Source organism: Hymenobacter sp. BT559, assembly GCF_017571525.1.
GTDB classification, from domain to species: domain Bacteria; phylum Bacteroidota; class Bacteroidia; order Cytophagales; family Hymenobacteraceae; genus Hymenobacter; species Hymenobacter ginsengisoli.
The window spans coordinates 20787-38764 of record NZ_JAGETY010000004.1 but is presented as its reverse complement, the minus strand read 5'-3'; the positions used below and the strand labels follow the sequence as shown (position 1 = coordinate 38764).

Here is a 17978-nt window from a genome sequence, read left to right as displayed (position 1 = left end):
CCATCGAAACCACAAAGCTACTGCGGCGGCTGCTGAGGCTCGGAGCGAAATTTCTTGCCGCGTTTTTTATCGCGCTTCTTGCCATTGCCCCCGCCTGTGCTGAAGCCGGAGCTGCTACCTTCCGGGCGCCGCTCGCGGCTGCCTTCAAAGCGGTTGCTGCCCTGGCTGCCAGTGGGGCGGGCGGGCTGCGGACTGGCCGTAGCGGGTAGGCTAGCGATTTCAAACAGGCCTTGGTCAGCCACTAGCTGCGCATCGAGCCGCAGCTGCCCGCCCGATAGCTCGGCCAGGTGGCGAATAATGGTCTGGTCCTTAGCGTTTTCCTTGTTGTGCTGGCGGTACAGAAACTTCATGGTGCGCCCAATCTGCACGGCGGCCTGGTCGCGCTCGGTGGCGTCTTCGATAGTCAAGGCCTTGGCTACGAGGGCCTCCACACCCCGGCCGTAGGCCTTGAGCTTGGGCGCTTGGCGTGGGTATTCCACGCGTTTCGGGCGCTCGGTATGCAAGCGTGGCGGCGTGAGCGTTACGGGGGCATCCAGCACCACTTCGGTGCCCGCTAGGGCATGAATGTGGTTCCAGAGGCGGGTTTGAATATCAGGCTGGTCGCGCAGGCTGGGGCGCAGGCGCAGTATGAGTTGCACAATGCCGGCTGCGCGGCGCGTGCGCTCGGCCACGTCTTCAATTTGGGCCAGGCCCTGAATAAGCTGATACGTGCTTTGCCCGTATTCGCGCACCAGCAATTGCAAGTGGAAGGGCAGTAAAGGGGTTTCCGTCATGGAACTAGGGCGGCTAGGCTAGCGCCACACCGCAAATAATAAAATCTATAATACCCGCAGCTTGGCAAAGCTCAGCAGCAGCGTTTTCTCGCCAACTTCTTCAAACTGAATGATGGCCTTCACGGTACCGTTCTGCTTTTCGAGTGTAGCCACCTTGCCGAAACCGAACTTGGCGTGCTCGACGCGCTGGCCGGCCTGCAAGTTACTCGTATCGGAGGGTTGAAAGTCGGCCGGGGCCACATACTTCGTTGGCACCGTCTTACGCACTGGGGCGGCTACGAGGTTCGAGCGCCGCTCAAATACGTGCTGCACCGGCGATTCGCCGATGGCCGGCCCGGCCGCAAACTTCACGTTAAGATACTGCGGGTCAATCTCATCCAGAAAGCGCGACTTCTCGCAAGAGCGTAGGTTGCCCCACTGGTAGCGCGAGGTAGCGTAGCTGAGCGTCAGCTTCTTCTCGGCCCGCGTGATAGCCACGTAAAATAGTCGGCGCTCTTCCTCCAGGTCAGCCCGCGAGGTTATCATCATCTGGCTCGGGAAGAGATTTTCCTCCATGCCCACGATGTACACGTTGCGGAACTCCAGGCCTTTGGCCGAGTGGATAGTCATCAGCGTAACGGCTTCGCCGTCCTGCTGGGCATCCTTGGTATCAGCATCGGTTACGAGGGCAATATCCTGCAAAAAGGCCCCTAGCGACTTGTCTTCGCGCTCGGGGTCGTCCACGTATTCCTTAATGCCGTTGAGCAATTCCTGAATGTTCTCGTAGCGCGACAGGCCTTCGATGCTCTTATCGGCGTACAATTCCTCAATCATGCCCGAGTTTTTGGCAATGAATTTGGCCGCCTCGAAAGCATCTTCCTTGCCGGCTACTACGGTGTAGCTTTTGATTTTCTCCGCAAAGCCTACTACCGGGTTTGACACCCGGGCCGGCAAAAACTGGTCGGCATTGCTAACCACCTCCCAAATGGTGTGGTTGCTTTCTTCGGCAGAATTAATTAGTTTGCTAATCGTTGTGTCGCCGATGCCGCGCTTCGGATAGTTAATTACCCGGCGCAAGGCCTGCTCGTCATTTGGGTTAACGGTGAGGCGCAAATAAGCCACTAAGTCCTTGATTTCCTTGCGCTGATAAAAGCTCAGGCCACCAACGATTTTGTAGCGAATATTTAATTTGCGCAGGGCCTCTTCCATTGCCCGGCTTTGGGCGTTGGTGCGGTAAAGAATGGCAAAATGGTCGTAGGACAGATGCAGGTTCATCTTGTCCTCGTAAATCGACTGCGCAATTAATTTGCCCTCCTCGTTATCAGAAGCAGCTTTAATTACCTCAATTAAATGACCGGTTTCATTGTCCGAAAAAACATCCTTCCGCAACTGCGCCTGGTTGTTTTTAATGACAGAATTAGCAGCCCATACAATATTCTTAGTGGAGCGATAATTCTGCTCCAGCTTGAATACATTTAGCTCGGGGTAATCCTTCTCAAAATTGAGGATATTAGAAATATCCGCGCCGCGGAAAGCATAAATACTCTGTGCATCGTCGCCTACTACGCAGATATTGCGTTCTTTAGCGGCCAGCTTACGGGTAATTAAATACTGCGAATAGTTGGTGTCTTGGTACTCATCCACCATTACAAACCGGAATTTATTCTGGTATTTATTCAGAATATCCGGGTGGTCGCGGAAGAGCACGTTGGTTTGATAGAGCAGGTCGTCGAAGTCCATGGCGCCGGCTTTGAAGCAGCGCTGCTGGTATTGCTGGTAGATGACGCCAATTTTGGGCCGCAGCGCTGCCTCATCGTCCTGCCGGATAACGGGGTCGTTGATATACTGCGCCACCGACACGAGCTTGTTTTTGGCGGCCGAAATGCGGCCTAGCACGGTGCTGGCTTTGTAAAGCTTGTCGTCGAGCTCCAACTCTTTCACAATCTGCCCGATGAGCGTCTTGCTATCCTGGGTATCGTAGATGGTAAACGAGCGGGGGAAGCCAATGCGCTCGGCTTCGGAACGGAGAATTTTGGCAAAAACTGAGTGGAAGGTGCCCATCCACAGGCTTTTGGCGGCGGGCCCCACTACTTTCTCAATGCGGGCGCGCATCTCCTTGGCGGCCTTGTTGGTGAAGGTGAGGGCCAGGATGTTAAACGGGTCAACGCCCTGCTCCAGCAAATGCGCGATGCGGTAGGTGAGCACCCGGGTTTTGCCCGAGCCGGCGCCGGCTATAATCATGCAGGGGCCTTCCGTTTGGAGCACGGCGGCGGCCTGCGAGGGGTTCAATAACGCGTGATAATCTAAAGCCATACGAAGAGGCCGCCCCGTGGGCGGCTAGCTGACAAAGATAAGTTGGGCGGGGGCAGGGCGGTATCTTTGTGCTACTGCTTTTGGCAAAGCCACCGCTGCGCCACTCGCTACTAACCGCTTTCTATCGCCGATAAATTCGCTGCAGCTATGATTGTTATCCAAAATACCGTTATCTCGGACGACGTAGCCGAGCAATTTTTCGTCTGCAACCTGGGTGCCTGCAAGGGCGCGTGCTGCGTAGAGGGCGACCTCGGCGCCCCGCTGGAGCTGGAAGAATTAGAGATTCTGAAAAACGAATACCCTAAGATTGAGCCGTTTCTGACTGAAGCCGGCAAGCAGGCCATTGCCGAGCAGGGCCTGTATATCGAAGACTGGGAAGGCGACTATAGCACGACCACCATCAACGACCGCGAATGTGCCTATGCGCTTTACGACGAACAGGGCATCCTGAAGTGCGGCATTGAGCAGGCCTATCTGGCGGGTGTTACTGACTTTAAGAAGCCCATTAGCTGCCATTTGTACCCGATTCGGGTTACCAAATACGATGGTTTCGAGGCACTCAACTACGACCGGTGGGACATCTGCTCGCCGGCCTGCTCGTTTGGCGCTAAGCTAGGGGTGCCAGTGTATAAGTTTCTGCAAGAGCCGCTTATCCGCAAGTACGGCGCTGAGTGGTACGCCGAGTTGAGCCGCGAGATTGAGAATCCGACGGTCTAGCAGTTGCTTACTAAGCTGAAAAGCCGTCCTCCTTCTACAAGCGCAGCAGGACGGCTTTTCAGCTTAATAAAACAGCACTACTTCATAAACACGGGGCGGATGAGGTTTTCAAACGTGAAAATCTCATCCCACTTCTCTTGCGTGAGTAAGTGGCGCTCGGTCACGGCGATGTCGTGCACTGATTTGCCGGTGGCTAGGGCCTCTTTGGCGATGCTGGCGGCTGTTTCGTAGCCTAGCACGGGGTTGAGCTGCGTCACGATGCCGATGCTGTTGTAGACCATGCTGGCGGCGTGCTGGGCATTGGCCGTGATGCCGAGCACGCACTTTTCGCGCAGCGTGCGGCAGGCGTTGGTCATGTAGGAAATGCTGGTGAACAGCGCGAACGAGATAACCGGCTCCATCACATTGAGTTGAAGCTGGCCGGCCTCAGCAGCCATGGTTACGGTGAGGTCGGCGCCGATGACGTAGAAGGCCGTCTGGTTTACTACCTCGGGTACCACCGGGTTCACCTTGCCGGGCATGATGCTGGAGCCGGGCTGCAAGGCGGGTAGGTTGATTTCGAACAGGCCGGCGCGCGGGCCCGAGGCGAGCAGGCGCAGGTCGTTGCAGATTTTGCTGAGCTTCACGGCCGTACGCTTGAGCACGCCCGAGAGCTGCACGTAGGCGCCGGTATCGTAGGTGGCCTCGATAAGGTCGCCGGCCAGGCTCAGGTCTAGGCCGGTTATCTGGCGCAGGTGCTGCGTTACGAGCTCGGGGTAGCCGGCGGGCGCGTTTACGCGGGTGCCGATGGCGGTGGCGCCCATGTTGATTTCGGCAATGAGGCGGCGCGAGTCGTCGATGCGCAGCAGCTCTTCGCGTAGGTTGGTGGCGAAGGCCCGAAACTCGTCGCCCATGCTCATCGGCACGGCATCTTGCAGCTGCGTGCGGCCCATTTTGAGCACGTTCTGAAATTCCTCGCCTTTCTGAGCGAAGGCATCGGCGAGCTGCGAAAGCATATCGCGGTAGCCGACGAGCTTGTTATTGAGTGCGATGCGGAAGGCCGTGGGGTAGGCGTCGTTGGTGCTCTGCGAGCAGTTGACGTGGTTGTTGGGGTGGCAGTACTGGTACTCGCCCTTCTGGTGGCCCATCAACTCGAGGGCTACGTTGGCAATCACCTCGTTGGCATTCATATTCACCGACGTGCCGGCCCCGCCCTGAATCATGTCGGTGAGAAACTGATTGTCGAACTCGCCGCTCGCCACCCGGTCGCAGGCTAGGGCAATGTAGTCGGCAATGGTCGGGTCGAGCACGCCGAGCTCTTTATTGGCTAGGGCCGCGCCTTTTTTCACAAACGCCAGGGCCTGCACAAACAGCGGCTCAACCTTGACCGGAATGCCGGTGATGTGGAAGTTTTCCAGCGCCCGCAGGGTCTGGATGCCGTAGTAAGCGTCGTTGGGAATGGGCAGTTCGCCCAGGAAGTCGTGTTCGAGGCGGGTGGATGGGGTCATGGGGAGGGAAAGAGGATGCGGCCGCAAAGGTGCGCGATGAATACCGGTCGGGCTTGAAAACGAATACCAGCCAAAAATGGCGAACGTCATGCCGAGCTTGTCGAGGCAGCTCTACCGCGCCGCTAGGGCCGTTGGGTAGAGCTGCCTCGGCAAGCTCGGCATGACGTTCTAGTAGGGGATACCCAGATTTAGTGCCAGGTATCGGTCACGCTTTGGCTGGTGCCGCTGGGGGTGAGCGAGTTGTTGGGGTCGCCTTCCCAGAGGATATTACCAGAGCCATCCTTGCGGAAGTACTTGTACTGCACCCCAATGCCGGCAGTCAGTGGGATGGTCACGGTCCAGTTGGGGAAGGCCGAGCCGCTGAGCTGAATGGCATTGGCCGTGTTCCAGGAGCCTAGCTGGCCGGTGCTGCCCACAATGTAGAGGTTCTGGCCCGTTACGGTATTGCTGTAGTTGATAGTAAACGTCACGCTGGTAGTAGGCTTAGGCACCCATGCCGAATACGAGCGGGAGTTGACTGGGAAGGTGGCAGTACCGTTGGCATCGGTGGTGATGGTGCTGGTATTATTGCCGGTCAGGTCCGTAAGGGTAGCGTTCTTGAAGGGCGTGCTGATGGTCTTGGTAGCATTGCTGCTGCCGTCGTTGAGCATGAGTAGCAGGCCGGTGTGCGAAGCATCACCAGCGCGCGAGTAGGCGTACACATCGGCATCATCGACACTGGTGTACTCGTAGCCCGCTCCGTAGGCGTGCGCCTGCCGGATGAGGTTCAGGGTTTTAATCTGGGCACCCAGGCCGTAGTTGTAGTAGTCTTTGTAGAAGACGCAGGGGTAGCCCTTCTCGCGGGTTAGGATGTAGGCGTAGGCCAGCATCTTCAGGTTGACGATAGGCGAATACAGCCCGCCCGAATTGTCGGTGTCGTGGTTGTCCACAAACGAAACGGAGTGTGCGCCGTCGGCCTCGGTGAGGCCGGCAAACTCCAGCCCGCGCATATCCCACGAGCCGTTGCCGTCGCTCATGGCCTTGAACGTGTAGTGCAGCGGCACGTCAAACAAGCTCGTGCGCCCACCCGTGGCTGAGATATAGCTCTGCAGCTCACTCACGCTGTTAAACCATACCTCGCTCACCGCAAAGCGTGAGCTCTTTACGCCGTCGAACCAGCTGTTGAGAAACGAGGTGAGCATGTGCTTGCCGGCATCGACACGGTAGCCGTCCAGGCCCAGGGTCGTGGTCATCCAGTTGCCCCAGTTGATGGTTTCGTTTACTTGGTTCGGGTCGGCGTAGCGTACCTCGCAGCCCATGAGGTTGTCGTAGGCGTCACCGTTGTTGTAGGGCTGGAAATCCCAGGGATTCCACTGGTACCAGCCGTTGTTGGGGGCCTGCTGGGCACCGTTGAAATTATAGTAGTGCCACTGGTAGGAACTGTACTTATTGGCGCGCGCCGGGTACGTAAAGCTGGTCCAGACGTTGTAGTTGGTACCATTGTAAGCGAAGCTCTCCTGGGCATCGGCGCCCATAAAGTGGTTCATCACCATGTCCTCATACACCTGGATGCCTTTGCCGTGGAGGGAGGAAATGCAGCTCTGGAGCTGCGACAAAGTGCCGTAGCGAGTAGCCACCGAGCCTTTTTGGTTGAACTCGCCCAGGTCGTAGCGGTCGTACACGCCGTAGCCATCATCGTTGACGCCGGCCGCGCCCTTATAAGCGGGCGGCAGCCACATGGCCGTGATGCCGGCCTGGCTTAGCTCGCTGGCCTGGCCGCTCAGCACCTGCCACCAGGTCTGGCCACTGGTGCTCTGGGGTACATCCCAGTAGAAGCCCTGCATCATGGTGCCGTTTACGGTCGTGGCATTGGCCGACGCGGTGGGAGAGGCGAGCGCCGGGCTGGCGCTGGGAGCAGCGGCTTCTTTGGCGCAGCCGGCTAGGAACAGGAGGGCCGCCGCGCCTGCTAGGCGCGCGGTCCCGGGTAGGGGTGTTTGCATGTGGTTTGAGTGGGAAAAAGGACACTGCAATGTTAGCGAAATTCCCACAGTATCACGCAATAAAATTTAGACTTTTTTTATAATGATTAAAATTTGATGAAGACTTTTGTTTTGGTTATCTAGCGTAAATAAAGGGGCATTATTAGTAATTTTAACCGTTATTTAGGGAATAAAGCACATTATTTTAGGATAATACTACTGCAAACGTTTGTGGGACGCCAGCCTGGTAAGTTGCGTAATGAATTGTATAATTTGATGGTGCGCGGTCGTAACTCATAGCAGGCGAGCAAAGCTTAGGTAACCTCGGCGCTCTATTTGCAGTTCATACGCGCTACCAGCTACCTTTCGGGGCTAGCCCTCTTCTTTTTCCAAACACCATGCTCGCGCACATCCCCGCCGCCGCCCGCCACCACGCCGCTCCCGTAGCCTGGCTGAGCTCTTATTTCTTGTTTTCCTTCGCCGATTATTTTGACCGAAATAACATGCATTTCGGCCCGCTGCGCGTGTTCAATGACGACACAGTGGCCCCACAAAATGGTTTTCCGCAGCACCCGCACTCCGAGATGGAAATTGTGACGCTGGTGCTCGAAGGTGAAGTGAGCCACGAGGATACCATGGGCAACCGCACGGCCATTCCGGCTGGCGAGGTGCAGCGCATGACGGCTGGCACCGGCGTGGCGCACAGCGAAATGAACCGCCAGGACAAGCCCCTGCACCTCTACCAGCTGTGGTTTATTCCGAGCCAGAAGGGGCTAGCCCCCAGCTACGAGCAAAAAGACCTGGGCTTTTTAAAAGGCAAGAAAAACGAGCTGGTGCCGCTTGTAACGGGCCAGCGCGTGCTCGAAGACGTGGTGTATATGAACTCGAACAGCACCATTTACTGGAGTAACCTGGACTGTGGGAAAAAGTTGACGTTCAAAACTTTCCCTATTCGGCTTACCTTTATTTACGTCAAGGAGGGCAGCATATCCGTGAATGGCACTGTACTAGGCCCCAATGACCAGGCCCGCATCGATGCCGAGGACGTGCTCGCTATCGAAGCCACCAAAGACGCCCAATTTATTTTGATTGACCTGCCCGGCAGCGAGGCAAACTACTAATGACAAGCAATTTTCCCGCCTCCCTGATACCGGAGCACGACGCGGCCCGCCTGCGCACACTGCACCAGTTTCAGATTGTTAATACCACCCCCGAACGGATTTTTGACGACTACGTGGCCTGGGCAGCCCAACTGTTTGGGGTGCCTATCGCACTTATTTCGCTCGTCGATGCCGACCAGGTGTGGTTCAAGGCATTGACCGGGGCTACGGGGCTACCGAGCCTAGCGCGCAATGAGAGCATGTGCTCAGCAGCTATCCTAAGTAGCGATGCGGTAGTTGTTTCTGATTATAAGCCCGAGCGCTGCGAGCTCATTAAGCCTGATGTAGCCCAGGCGATTGGCTTGAATTTTTACGCCGGGGCGGCCTTGGTGGCCGAAGACAACTCCCGCCTGGGGATGCTGGCTATTATTGGCAAAGAGGCCCGGGACTTCTCGGCCATTGAAGCCGAGCTGCTTACGCGGCTGGCGGGCCTCGTGAGCCAAACCATTGAGCTGCGTTATCGCTATCTGGCTGCCGACCAGCTGCCCGAGTGGGAAGACGCGCAGCAGGAGCTGAGCATCGCCCTTGACGATAATGCTTCGCTAGCCCGCTACCTGGCCACCCGCAGCCAGGGCATTGACCTGAGCGATGCAAGCGTAGCGCGTCCTATTATTCAGCGCCTCGAAAGCGTAGCCCACGTGCTCGAGCGCCGGCTGGTTTAAAGCTTTACTTAACCTTGCGCGGCCCTAGCACTCGCCGGAAGCCCCGCAGCGCGGCCGGGTGGTAGATAGTGGCGTGCGTCTCGGCCGGCATAGGCTCATAGTAGGCGGTGATGCTGTGCCGCGGCGCTGCTCGCATGAGCGCGGTGAGCCGGGCGGTAACCACAGTGTCGCCGTGGATACTGGTGGCCATATACAGGGTTTTGGCCGGGCCGTGGTAGGCGGGTATAATGCTGGCAGCCTGGCGCACCAACTCGCCATTATTCCACCACAGGCTGGGGTCGAAGGCCAGGTAAGTATCGAACAGGTCGGGTTCCAGCAGCAGGGTTTCGACCGTAAATAGCCCGGCCAGCGACTCGCCCACCAGGGCCGTTTCGGCGGTGGTGCGGTAGCGCTCCCGAACGGCCGGCATCAACTCACGGCGAATAAACTGCCGGAACCTGGCCGACTCACCCACGCGGGGCGCTATTTTTTTGTCTTCCACATTGGTAGTTGGGCCGGTGAGGTCGCGGCGCCGCGCCGTGTTTTCGATACCCACCAGGATAAACGGCCGCATGGTGCCATTGCCTACCAGCACTTGCACCAGGCCCGCCACGTGCAAAAAATCCTCGGCTAGCCCCCCATCAGGCATATAAAGCACCGGCAGCCGCACCGTGGCCGAGTCGCGGTACACGGGCGGCAGGTACACGTTAAGGCGCCGGGTTTCGCCCATCACCTTGGAGGCTAGCGTGAAGGTTTCGCCGATGCACAGCGGGGCAGCGGGCGTTTGGGCCTGGGCGGCCAGCGGGCGTCCGGCTAAACTGGCAAGTAGCAAAAGGGTAGCTCCTAACCTGGCCGCGTGTAGAAAGTAAGCTACTAGTAGTTTCATGGGATAATGGTGCGCCAAACAGGCAGTGTAAATTCTGTAGACTCGGCTTGCTCGGCCATTAACTGCCCGGCGGGCATATCAGACTCAAAAAGATTTTGGTCGAAGGTCAGGCATTCCTGCTTAATAAACCCTTGCACCACTACCGACAACTCGACTAGCTGTAGCGGGCAATGAAACGGTAGCGCCATGCCAGCCGAAACTAAGCTAAAGCGTAGTTGCGAAGCCTGAGCATCGTGCCAGCAGTAAAACTGCATGACCTTGTGTTTACCACGCAACTGCTGCCCCTTGCCAGCTACTACTGCGGCTAGCCATGCTTCAAGGGTTGGTGCAGTGTGTAAGCACAATTCAGCTTCGGCTAGCCCTAAGTAGAACATGTTCTCTCGTGCTTCTTCCAGCACATTAGTAGAAATGCGCAAGGGTTGGGCAAGAGCGGTAGCTAAAAGAAAGTCAAGCGCTTCCGGCATTTGTCTGAACACCAAGGGTTACATCGTGTATTTCCGGCCTTTATTCTGCTCCTTCAAATAAGCCATTAGCGGCTGGAAGTAGTCGACCATGGCCCTAGCGGAAAGGTCCTCGCCGGTTTTCTCCTTGAGTACGGTGCGCCAGTCGCGGCTGCTGCCGGGGCGCATGATATCTTGCAAAAACTGGCCAACTTCCTTGCTGCCGTAGTAGTTGGTAGCGTGCGGGTCCTGGTGCAGGATTTTGCGGGCAATGTGGTCGTGGAGCTGGAATAAGATGACGTAGCTCAGCGCGTAGTCGTAGTACTGCGCGGGGTCGTCGTTGATATGGGTTTTGGTGGCAGGGTCGAGGAAATTTTCGCCGCGTGGGCTAGGGGGCACCATGCCCTGGTACTGCTTGCAAAGGGCCCACCACTTGGCATTGAGCTGGTCGGCGGGCAGGTTTTCGGCATAAAACGCGTTTTCCCACTCACTCATCACGCCCGAGGCAAATGGGATGAAGGGTACGTATTGCAACGCTTCCTTCAGCAATTGTTGGGTCTGGTCGGTTTTGGTGTTGGTGTCGATAAGCCCCAACCCAGCCAGGAAAGGCTTTTGCTGCGCGGCTAGCCCCATCATGCTGCCGATGGCCTCGTGGTAGGCACGGTTGGCGCCCTGGCGCAGCAGCGGCGGCACGTCGGGGTTAGAGTAGGTGAGAAAGTAGTAGATGTGGCCCAGCTCGTGGTGGGTAGTTTCGTACCACTCGGTGTTGGGCTCCACGCTCATCAGGCTGCGCACGTCGTGGTCGAGGTCGATGTGCCAGGCCGAGGCGTGGTTATTCTTCTTGTAGGCAGCCGTGGTGGGCAGTGGGTAAAGGCTGCTTTTCTCGTAGAAAGAAGCCGGCAAAGTAAGCTTTGGTAGAAGCGCTCGGCCTGCTTCACGGGCCATTCCTGGCCTTTTTTGGAGATGGCCGCGTCGAGGTTGATGCCTTTCACCGTCACCATACTGCCCCAGTCCTGGCCCCAGCGGTTGGGCAGCCACTGCGCGGGCAGGTAGTCGGGCACCTGCTTCACGTGGTATCTCTTGGCCAATTCGTAACGGGCGTAGGTATGCAGCTCGCGGTAGAGCGGGCGCAGCTCGTCGTTGAGCTTGCGCACGAGGGCCATCATTTCTTCGCGGCTCAGGCCGTAGTCGCTGGCCTGGTAGCTGAAGAAATCGGGGTAGCCCAGTGCCTGCACGGTCTGGTTGCGCAGGTCGCGCAGGGTCAGCAGGCCAGGCTTGAGGGTGGGGCCGATGGCCTTGCTAGCCTCCCAGATTTGCTGGCGCTTCTGCGGGTTGGTTTCGGTGCGCAGCAGTGCGTCGAGGTCGTTGGTCGTCACCGGCTTACCAGCGTAGGTATACGTGAAGCCGTAGAGCTTTTCAGTCTGGGCGGCCTCGGCCTTGATGCGGCGCTTTACGAGCGGCGCCACCGTCTGGGGCGAGTTGGCGGCATTGTAGAGCGCCGTTTCGAGCTGCTTAACTTGCAGGGGAGTGAGCTGGTCTTTATGCCCTAGCAGCTCGCGCAGCCTGGCGATATTCTCGGCCGAGCCGGCGAAGGCCGCCATGCGCTCGTTGGCGCGGGCTGTGCGGCCGGCATTGGTGGTGTCGCCGGGCACAATGTGCGTGTTGCTGGTCCACTCGGCCTCGCTGGCCTCGGTGTAGCGGCGCACGTATTCGGCAGTGTATTGCGTCAGAAAAGACTCGGCCTGGGCACGGTAGTCGGGCGGGGCGGGGCTAGCTGGGGTGGCTGGCGGGGCCGGGGTAGTAGCTACCGGTACCTTCGCCGTAGGAGCGCAGGCGGTGAGCACCGCGGCCAGCACCGGCCAGGACTGGGCAAAACGAAATTTGGAATAGCGCGTTTTCATGCCGGAAAGGTAGGAGGGAAGCACCTCGCTAGCCCGCTTGCTTCGTCATTTTTGCCACGTACCTTGTTTGCCACCTCGTCATTTATGAAAAAATCTTCCCTGTTGCTTGCTATAAGTTTGCTAAGCTTGACTACTGCCGCCCACCTCCACGCTCAAACTACGGCCGCCGGCACGGCGGCCCCGGTGCTGCCACTCTACGCCGGCGCCATTCCCGATTCCAAGCCTAGCCAGGTGCAGGAAACCAGCGTGACCGAAGGCGTTGGCGTGCGCATTTCCAACGTCATTCAGCCCACCCTCACGGTCTATACGCCGGCCCGCGACCGGGCCAATGGCACGTCGGTTATCATTTGCCCCGGCGGCGGCTATGCCCGGCTGGCCATCGATCACGAGGGCTACGACGTAGCCAAGCGCCTGGCCGACATAGGGATTACCGCCTTTGTGCTGAAATACCGCCTGCCCAACGAACACAGCCAGCCCGACAAAAGCATTGCGCCGCTGCTCGATGCCCAGCAGGCCCTGCGCATGGTGCGCCAGCTAGCCCCCAAGTACAACCTCAACCCCGAGCGCATCGGCCTGATGGGCTTCTCGGCCGGCGGCCACCTGGCGGCCACGGCGGGCACCCACTTTGCTCGGCCCGTGGGCGATAATCCGGGCCCGGTTTCGGTGCGGCCCGCGTTTCTGGTGCTGCTCTATCCGGTTATCAGCTTCAGCGACAGCATTATGCAGAAAGGCTCGCGCGATAACCTGATTGGCGCCACCGCTAGCCCCGACCAGGTGCGCCGCTACTCCAACGAGCTACAGGTGACGGCCCAAACGCCGCCCACCTTCCTGGTGCACGCCGAAGACGATAAAACGGTGCCGGTGCAAAATAGCATCGTCTTCTACCAGGCTCTGCACCGCCACCATGTGCCCGCCGAAATGCACCTCTACCCCAAAGGGGGCCACGGCTTTGGCATGAACAACGCCACCACTAAAGACCAGTGGATGGACCGCCTCCAAAACTGGCTGGACGCCAACGGCTGGCTGACAAAATGAGTAAACAGTGAGCAGTAGGCAGTGAACAATGGCCGCGCTAGCTGTTCACTACTTACTGCTCACTGTTTACTTAAAGCATGCTTCAGCTTGGCGACCTAGCCCCCGATTTTACGTTGCCCACCGACAAGGGCGACACCTTTCACCTGGCCGAGCAGCGCGGCCGGCCGGTAGTGCTGTACTTCTACCCCAAGGACGACACGCCCGGCTGCACGGCCGAAGCCTGCGCTTTTCGCGACCAGTACGCTGACTTTCTGGACCTTGGCGCGGTGGTAGTGGGCGTGAGCTCCGACAGTGAGGCTTCGCACCAGAAATTCAGCCAGAAGCACCGGCTGCCTTTTCCGCTGCTGGCCGACACCAGCGGGCAGCTGCGCAAGCAGTATGAGGTGCCGCGCGCGTTTCTGGGGCTGCTGCCGGGTCGCGTCACGTTCGTAATCGACCAGGACGGCAAAATTGCCTATATCTTCAACTCAATGAGCGGCGCCACCGACCACGTCAGCAAAACCAAGGAAGTGCTGCGCGGACTCGTGCCCAAGGGCTAGCCCCACGCGGTTGAAAGTACCTGGCTCCTCTTACCTCACGGCGTTATTTTTCATGCGCGACCGCCTGGGGCAGCTGCTCGACAACGCTGCCGTATTTCGCTACCACCAGCTCCGCATTCGGGAATATGGCACCGGTAGCGCCGGGGCGCTGGGCTGGCACCCCGAGGGCCAGCTGATTCGTTTTCAAAGGCTGGCGCAGATTGGCAACCTTTCGCACCACTCGGTGCTCGATGTGGGGTGTGGCTACGCCGACTTGTATCCCTTTCTGCGGCAGCGCTTTGCGGGGGTGCAGTACCGGGGCATCGAGCAGATGCAGGAGCTGCTGACCCTAGCCAAGTCGCGCTACCGCCATGAGCCCGCCGTTACCCTCATCCGGGGCGACTTTCTGCGCGAGCCCCTGCCCCGCAGCGACTACGTGCTGGCTAGCGGCTCGCTCAATTACCGCCAGCGCCAGCCCGACTTTATTTACCGCGCCATTGAAAAGCTATACGCTGGCTGCCGGTTGGGCCTGGGCTTCAACTTACTGAGCGGCGAGCCCGAGGCCGAGGCAGATGCCCCACTGGCTGCTTATGACCTGGCCGCCATCGTGGCGTTTTGCAAAACCCTATCTACCAGGGTGGTATTGCAAGAAGGCTATTGGAACAACGACTTTACGGTATTCATGTACCGCTAAGACCAGCGCAAAAGCAATTTTGAGCGCCGGCCGCCGGCTAGCCGCTTGCGTATGCATAAGCCATGCACCCCTCCGCCACGCTCCTCAGCGATATCGGGCTCGTAGCCGCCGCGCTATCGGCCCTTACGTTTTTTCCGCAGGTGGTACACACCTGGCAAACGCGTTCGGCCGCTGACCTGAGCGGGCCGATGTTGGCCGTAGGAGCCAGCAGCATGGTGCTCTGGCTGATATATGGCGCTTATGAGCACAACCTGCCCATCTTGCTGGGCAATGCTATTAACCTGTTTTTTACCCTGGTGCTGGTCTTTTTCAAGCACTTGTTTCGGGTACGAGAATAGGGCGGGCTAGGGCCGGGGCAGTGGAGCAGCGGCCAAAAGGCTGTAAGGTTTGGGGAAAGCTCATTACTTTTGTGTAAGTACTTACATAAAATTGCTATGGACTTTATTCAGCAGCTTGGCCCGGTGGCACTGGGTAGCCGCTTGCGGCGCCTGAGCGAGTACCTAACCACCGAGGCAACTGCTATCTATGCGCAGTATGGCCTGGAGTTTCAGCCGCGCTGGTACCCGGTGTTTTACCTGGTGGCGCATCGGCCCGGTATTTCGAGCAATGAGATTGCCGGTGAAATCGGGCATACGCACGCGTCGGTGAGTCAGATTATCAAGGAGTTGGTGCGGCACAACCTGCTTACCATGACTACCGACCCCACCGACCAGCGCCGCCGCCTGCTGGCGCTGGCCCCGCTAGGCCAGGAAGTGCTGCCCCGGCTGCGCGCCCAAACCAGCGACGTGCGCCGCAGCATGGAAACCCTCCTATCCGAGACCAACGCCGACCTGTGGCACGCGCTGGCTGCCGTGGAGCTGCAGCTGCAGCGCCAGAGCCTGCGCGAGCGGGTGGCCCAGGCCCGGCAGCAGCGCGAAGCTGCCCCGGTGCACATCCGCGACTTCGAGCCGGCCGACCAGCCAGCATTCAAGCAGCTGAACGTGGAGTGGATTTCACGCTATTTCACCCTGGAGCCCGCCGATTTGAAGGCGCTCGACCAGCCGGCCGCCTACATTCTGGCGCCGGGCGGCGTCATCTTGCTGGCCGAAGTAGGCGGGGAAGTGGTAGGAACCTGTGCGCTTATCAAGATGGCTGACGGCGGCTATGAGCTGGCTAAAATGGCCGTAGCGCCGGCCGCGCAGGGGCAGCGTATTGGCTGGCTACTGGGCCAGGCGGCCATTGAGCGGGCGCGCGACCTGGGCGCCGGGCGCGTGTACCTGGAAAGCAATTCGACGCTAGCCCCCGCGCTCGGGCTCTACCGCAAGCTGGGGTTTCGGCCGCTGGCGCAGCCTATACCGTCGCCTTACGCCCGGGCCGACGTGCAAATGGAATTGCTGTTAGACTGACTGATAAGCAACTCATAACTAGTGATTTCAAGCGAGAAGCTGCTTTCGTTATGTACGATACCAAAATAGCGCTGGTGCTCAAAAATGACCTTGCCGACTGGCAGAAGCTTAACGTGGCCGCGTTTCTGGCTAGCGCGGTAGCTATTCAATTTCCCGAAACGCACGGGCAGGCGCTGGTCAGCGCCTCGGGCACGCGCTACTTGCCGTTTCTGCGGCAGCCTATGCTGGTTTACAAAGCCGATGACGAGGCGGCGCTGCACCGGGCACACCGCCGGGCCACCGAGCGCGGGCTAGGGGTGGGCATTTATACCGAGCCCCTGTTTGCCACCAAAGGCGAAGCCGAAAACCTGGCCGTCATTGCGAGCTATCCCGATGAAAAGCAACCGCTGGTGGGCCTCGCGCTCTACGGCGACGCCAAGCAGGTGAGCAAGGCGCTCGATGGCCTCAAGTTTCACGCCTGAGGTAGCAGCTAGCGCCAGCCGCCCCCTAGCGCGTGGTAGAGGTCGGTAACGGCCTGGCGCTGCTGCAATTGGTCGTTCACGCCATTGAGCTGGGCTTGCAGCAGGCTCTGCTGGGCCGTGAGCACCTCGGTGTAGTTGGCAAAGCCGGCGCGCAGCAGCTCGTGCGTATAGTCCACGGCCTTGTTGAGGGCGTCGAGCTGCTGGGCCCGGATGCGGGCCTTATCGGTCGCACTCTGGTAGGAGAAAAGCGCATTGCTCACCTCCTGGCCGGCCGTAAACATAGTTTGCTGGTAAGTGTAGAGGTATTCTTGCTGCAAGGCTTGCGAGCGGGCTAGCCGCAGGCGGTTGATGCCCTGGTTGAAAATAGGCTGGGCTAGCCCGCCTACAATGCTGGCAAACACCGCCGTGGGCGAAAACAGCTTTTCGATGGTGGTGCCAGTCAGGCCGCCGTTGGCCGTCACCGTAAAGCTGGGGTAGAAGTAGGCCCGCGCCGCGTTGGTTTGCTCAAAGGCGCTTTCAAACGTGAACTCGGCCTGCTGCACATCGGGGCGGTTGCGCAGCAGCTGGCTGGGCACCCCCGTTAGCAGGGGCGGGGCGGGCTCCTGGCCGGCCAGGGTGCCGCGCTCAATGGGGCCGGGCGTGCGGCCCAGCAGCGTGGCCAGCAGGTTTTCGGCCTGCCGGATGCTGCGCTGCAAATCCGGAATCGTGACTTCGGCCGCATAGCGCTGCGCTTCGCTCTGCACCACGGCGGCGCCGGTCACCACGTCGCCTTCGAGCAGCAGCTTCATCACTTCCACGTCCTTGATGCGGTTTTGCACGGTCTGCTGGGTGATGGCCAGCTGCGCGTCGAGGGCCAGCAGCGCGTAGTAGTTGTCGGCAATGTCGGCGATGAGCTGCGTTTGCACCACGCGCCGGTAGGCCTCACTCTGGCGCACGGCCGCCACGTAAGCGCGCTTGGTGCTGCGCAGCTTGCCCCACACATCGGCCTCCCAGCTACTGCTCAGGCCTAGCAGGTATTGGTGAGCCGCGCCGCCCGTCACGATGGTCGACTGGTCGGTAGTGGTGGTGCCGCCCGTGGTAGTGCCCGTGCCGGTGGTGCCGCCAGTGGTGCCGCCCGTAGTGCCCCCACCCGGAATAGTGCCACCGCCCGTAGTGCCCCCGCCACCCGGTATCGTCCCGCCGCCCGTAGTGCCCCCGCCGGTAGTGGTGCCGCCGGTGGTAGTGCCCGTGGTAGTAGTGCTGCTGCCGCCCACCCCGGTGCTCACAAAGGCCCCGCCCGTGCGCGAAAGCGTGGTAGTGGCCCGCCCACTAAGGCTGGGCAGGAAGGCGGCCCTGCTCTGGGCCAGCAGTGCCTGCGCCTGCGCAATGCGGGCATCGGCTACTTGCAGGTTGCGGTTGTTTGCTAGCCCCTCGGCAATGAGCTTTTGCAGCAAAGGGTCGGTGAAGAGCTGCTGCCAGGGGCGGCTGGCCAGGGTAGTAGTATCGGCAGTAGCCACGTCGCGGTAGAGGCCGCTGGTAGCCGTTTCGGGCCGGCCGTAGGGATGCAGAATGCCGCAGCCGCTGGCCGCAGCCAGCAGCAGTAGGGCAGGGGCTAGCCGAAATAAATTGTTGATAGTCATGAATCTCAGGT

Annotated in this window: 16 protein-coding genes and 1 pseudogene; 9 read left to right on the top strand and 8 right to left on the bottom strand. The window is 59.3% G+C overall.

All coding sequences use genetic code 11. The annotated features are described in order from the left end of the window. Positions 1–17 precede the first annotated feature (17 nt). Together J4D99_RS06555 and J4D99_RS06550 are read right to left on the bottom strand one after the other, a co-directional pair. On the bottom strand, positions 18–773 hold the full coding sequence (locus J4D99_RS06555) for a DUF4290 domain-containing protein (protein ID WP_208130922.1): 756 nt from the start codon (positions 771–773) through the stop codon (positions 18–20). A 45-nt stretch (positions 774–818) separates the two neighbouring features. Beyond that, a complete protein-coding gene (locus tag J4D99_RS06550; protein ID WP_208130921.1) occupies positions 819–3065 on the bottom strand; it encodes an ATP-dependent helicase in 2247 nt (748 codons plus the stop codon). A gap of 147 nt (positions 3066–3212) precedes the next feature. Between J4D99_RS06550 and J4D99_RS06545 the strand changes: the two genes are divergently transcribed. Then, positions 3213–3782 (top strand): DUF3109 family protein, encoded by a 570-nt coding sequence (locus J4D99_RS06545; protein WP_208130920.1) that lies wholly within the window; start codon positions 3213–3215, stop codon positions 3780–3782. A 77-nt stretch (positions 3783–3859) separates the two neighbouring features. Here the strand turns inward: J4D99_RS06545 and aspA are convergent, their stop codons facing one another. Then, positions 3860–5269, bottom strand: coding sequence for an aspartate ammonia-lyase (gene aspA / locus J4D99_RS06540; RefSeq protein WP_208130919.1), 1410 nt, complete (start codon positions 5267–5269; stop codon positions 3860–3862). Between the two features lie 188 nt (positions 5270–5457). Further along, positions 5458–7248 (bottom strand): alpha-amylase, encoded by a 1791-nt coding sequence (locus tag J4D99_RS06535; RefSeq protein ID WP_208130918.1) that lies wholly within the window; start codon positions 7246–7248, stop codon positions 5458–5460. A 377-nt stretch (positions 7249–7625) separates the two neighbouring features. Between J4D99_RS06535 and J4D99_RS06530 the strand changes: the two genes are divergently transcribed. Next, complete coding sequence (locus J4D99_RS06530) at positions 7626–8348, top strand: pirin family protein (RefSeq protein ID WP_208130917.1); 723 nt, start codon at positions 7626–7628, stop codon at positions 8346–8348. Continuing rightward, a complete protein-coding gene (locus J4D99_RS06525; RefSeq protein ID WP_208130916.1) occupies positions 8348–9049 on the top strand; it encodes a GAF domain-containing protein in 702 nt (233 codons plus the stop codon). The genes J4D99_RS06530 and J4D99_RS06525 overlap by 1 nt, the downstream gene beginning before the upstream one ends. Before the next feature lie 4 nt (positions 9050–9053). On the opposite strand, the gene J4D99_RS06520 is transcribed toward J4D99_RS06525, so the two are convergent. The 3 genes and pseudogenes from J4D99_RS06520 to J4D99_RS06510 all read right to left on the bottom strand — a co-directional run bounded on the left by J4D99_RS06520 (position 9054) and on the right by J4D99_RS06510 (position 12255). Continuing rightward, on the bottom strand, positions 9054–9914 hold the full coding sequence (locus J4D99_RS06520; RefSeq protein ID WP_208130915.1) for an alpha/beta hydrolase: 861 nt from the start codon (positions 9912–9914) through the stop codon (positions 9054–9056). Then, on the bottom strand, positions 9911–10378 hold the full coding sequence (locus J4D99_RS06515; RefSeq protein ID WP_208130914.1) for a hypothetical protein: 468 nt from the start codon (positions 10376–10378) through the stop codon (positions 9911–9913). The genes J4D99_RS06520 and J4D99_RS06515 overlap by 4 nt, the downstream gene beginning before the upstream one ends. Positions 10379–10396: 18 nt before the next feature. Further along, positions 10397–12255 (bottom strand): annotated as a pseudogene (locus J4D99_RS06510) (M2 family metallopeptidase). Between the two features lie 84 nt (positions 12256–12339). Here J4D99_RS06510 and J4D99_RS06505 point away from each other — a divergent pair. From J4D99_RS06505 to J4D99_RS06480, 6 genes are all read left to right on the top strand, one after another. Further along, positions 12340–13290: an alpha/beta hydrolase gene (locus J4D99_RS06505; protein ID WP_208130913.1), complete on the top strand. Its 951-nt coding sequence runs from the start codon at positions 12340–12342 to the stop codon at positions 13288–13290. A gap of 77 nt (positions 13291–13367) precedes the next feature. Further along, positions 13368–13829 carry a peroxiredoxin gene (locus J4D99_RS06500; RefSeq protein ID WP_208130912.1) on the top strand — a complete coding sequence of 154 codons (462 nt, stop codon included), beginning with the start codon at positions 13368–13370 and terminating at the stop codon, positions 13827–13829. A gap of 52 nt (positions 13830–13881) precedes the next feature. Beyond that, complete coding sequence (locus tag J4D99_RS06495) at positions 13882–14502, top strand: class I SAM-dependent methyltransferase (protein WP_208130911.1); 621 nt, start codon at positions 13882–13884, stop codon at positions 14500–14502. A 62-nt stretch (positions 14503–14564) separates the two neighbouring features. Beyond that, positions 14565–14840: a SemiSWEET family sugar transporter gene (locus tag J4D99_RS06490; protein WP_208130910.1), complete on the top strand. Its 276-nt coding sequence runs from the start codon at positions 14565–14567 to the stop codon at positions 14838–14840. Between the two features lie 96 nt (positions 14841–14936). Next, the gene (locus J4D99_RS06485) at positions 14937–15887 is read left to right on the top strand and encodes a bifunctional helix-turn-helix transcriptional regulator/GNAT family N-acetyltransferase (RefSeq protein ID WP_208130909.1); all 951 of its coding nucleotides are present in this window, start codon (positions 14937–14939) and stop codon (positions 15885–15887) included. A 50-nt stretch (positions 15888–15937) separates the two neighbouring features. Further along, positions 15938–16348 carry a DUF2000 family protein gene (locus J4D99_RS06480; protein WP_208130908.1) on the top strand — a complete coding sequence of 137 codons (411 nt, stop codon included), beginning with the start codon at positions 15938–15940 and terminating at the stop codon, positions 16346–16348. Between the two features lie 8 nt (positions 16349–16356). Here J4D99_RS06480 and J4D99_RS06475 read toward each other — a convergent pair whose 3' ends face one another. Next, on the bottom strand, positions 16357–17967 hold the full coding sequence (locus J4D99_RS06475) for an efflux transporter outer membrane subunit (RefSeq protein WP_208130907.1): 1611 nt from the start codon (positions 17965–17967) through the stop codon (positions 16357–16359). Positions 17968–17978: the final 11 nt, after the last annotated feature.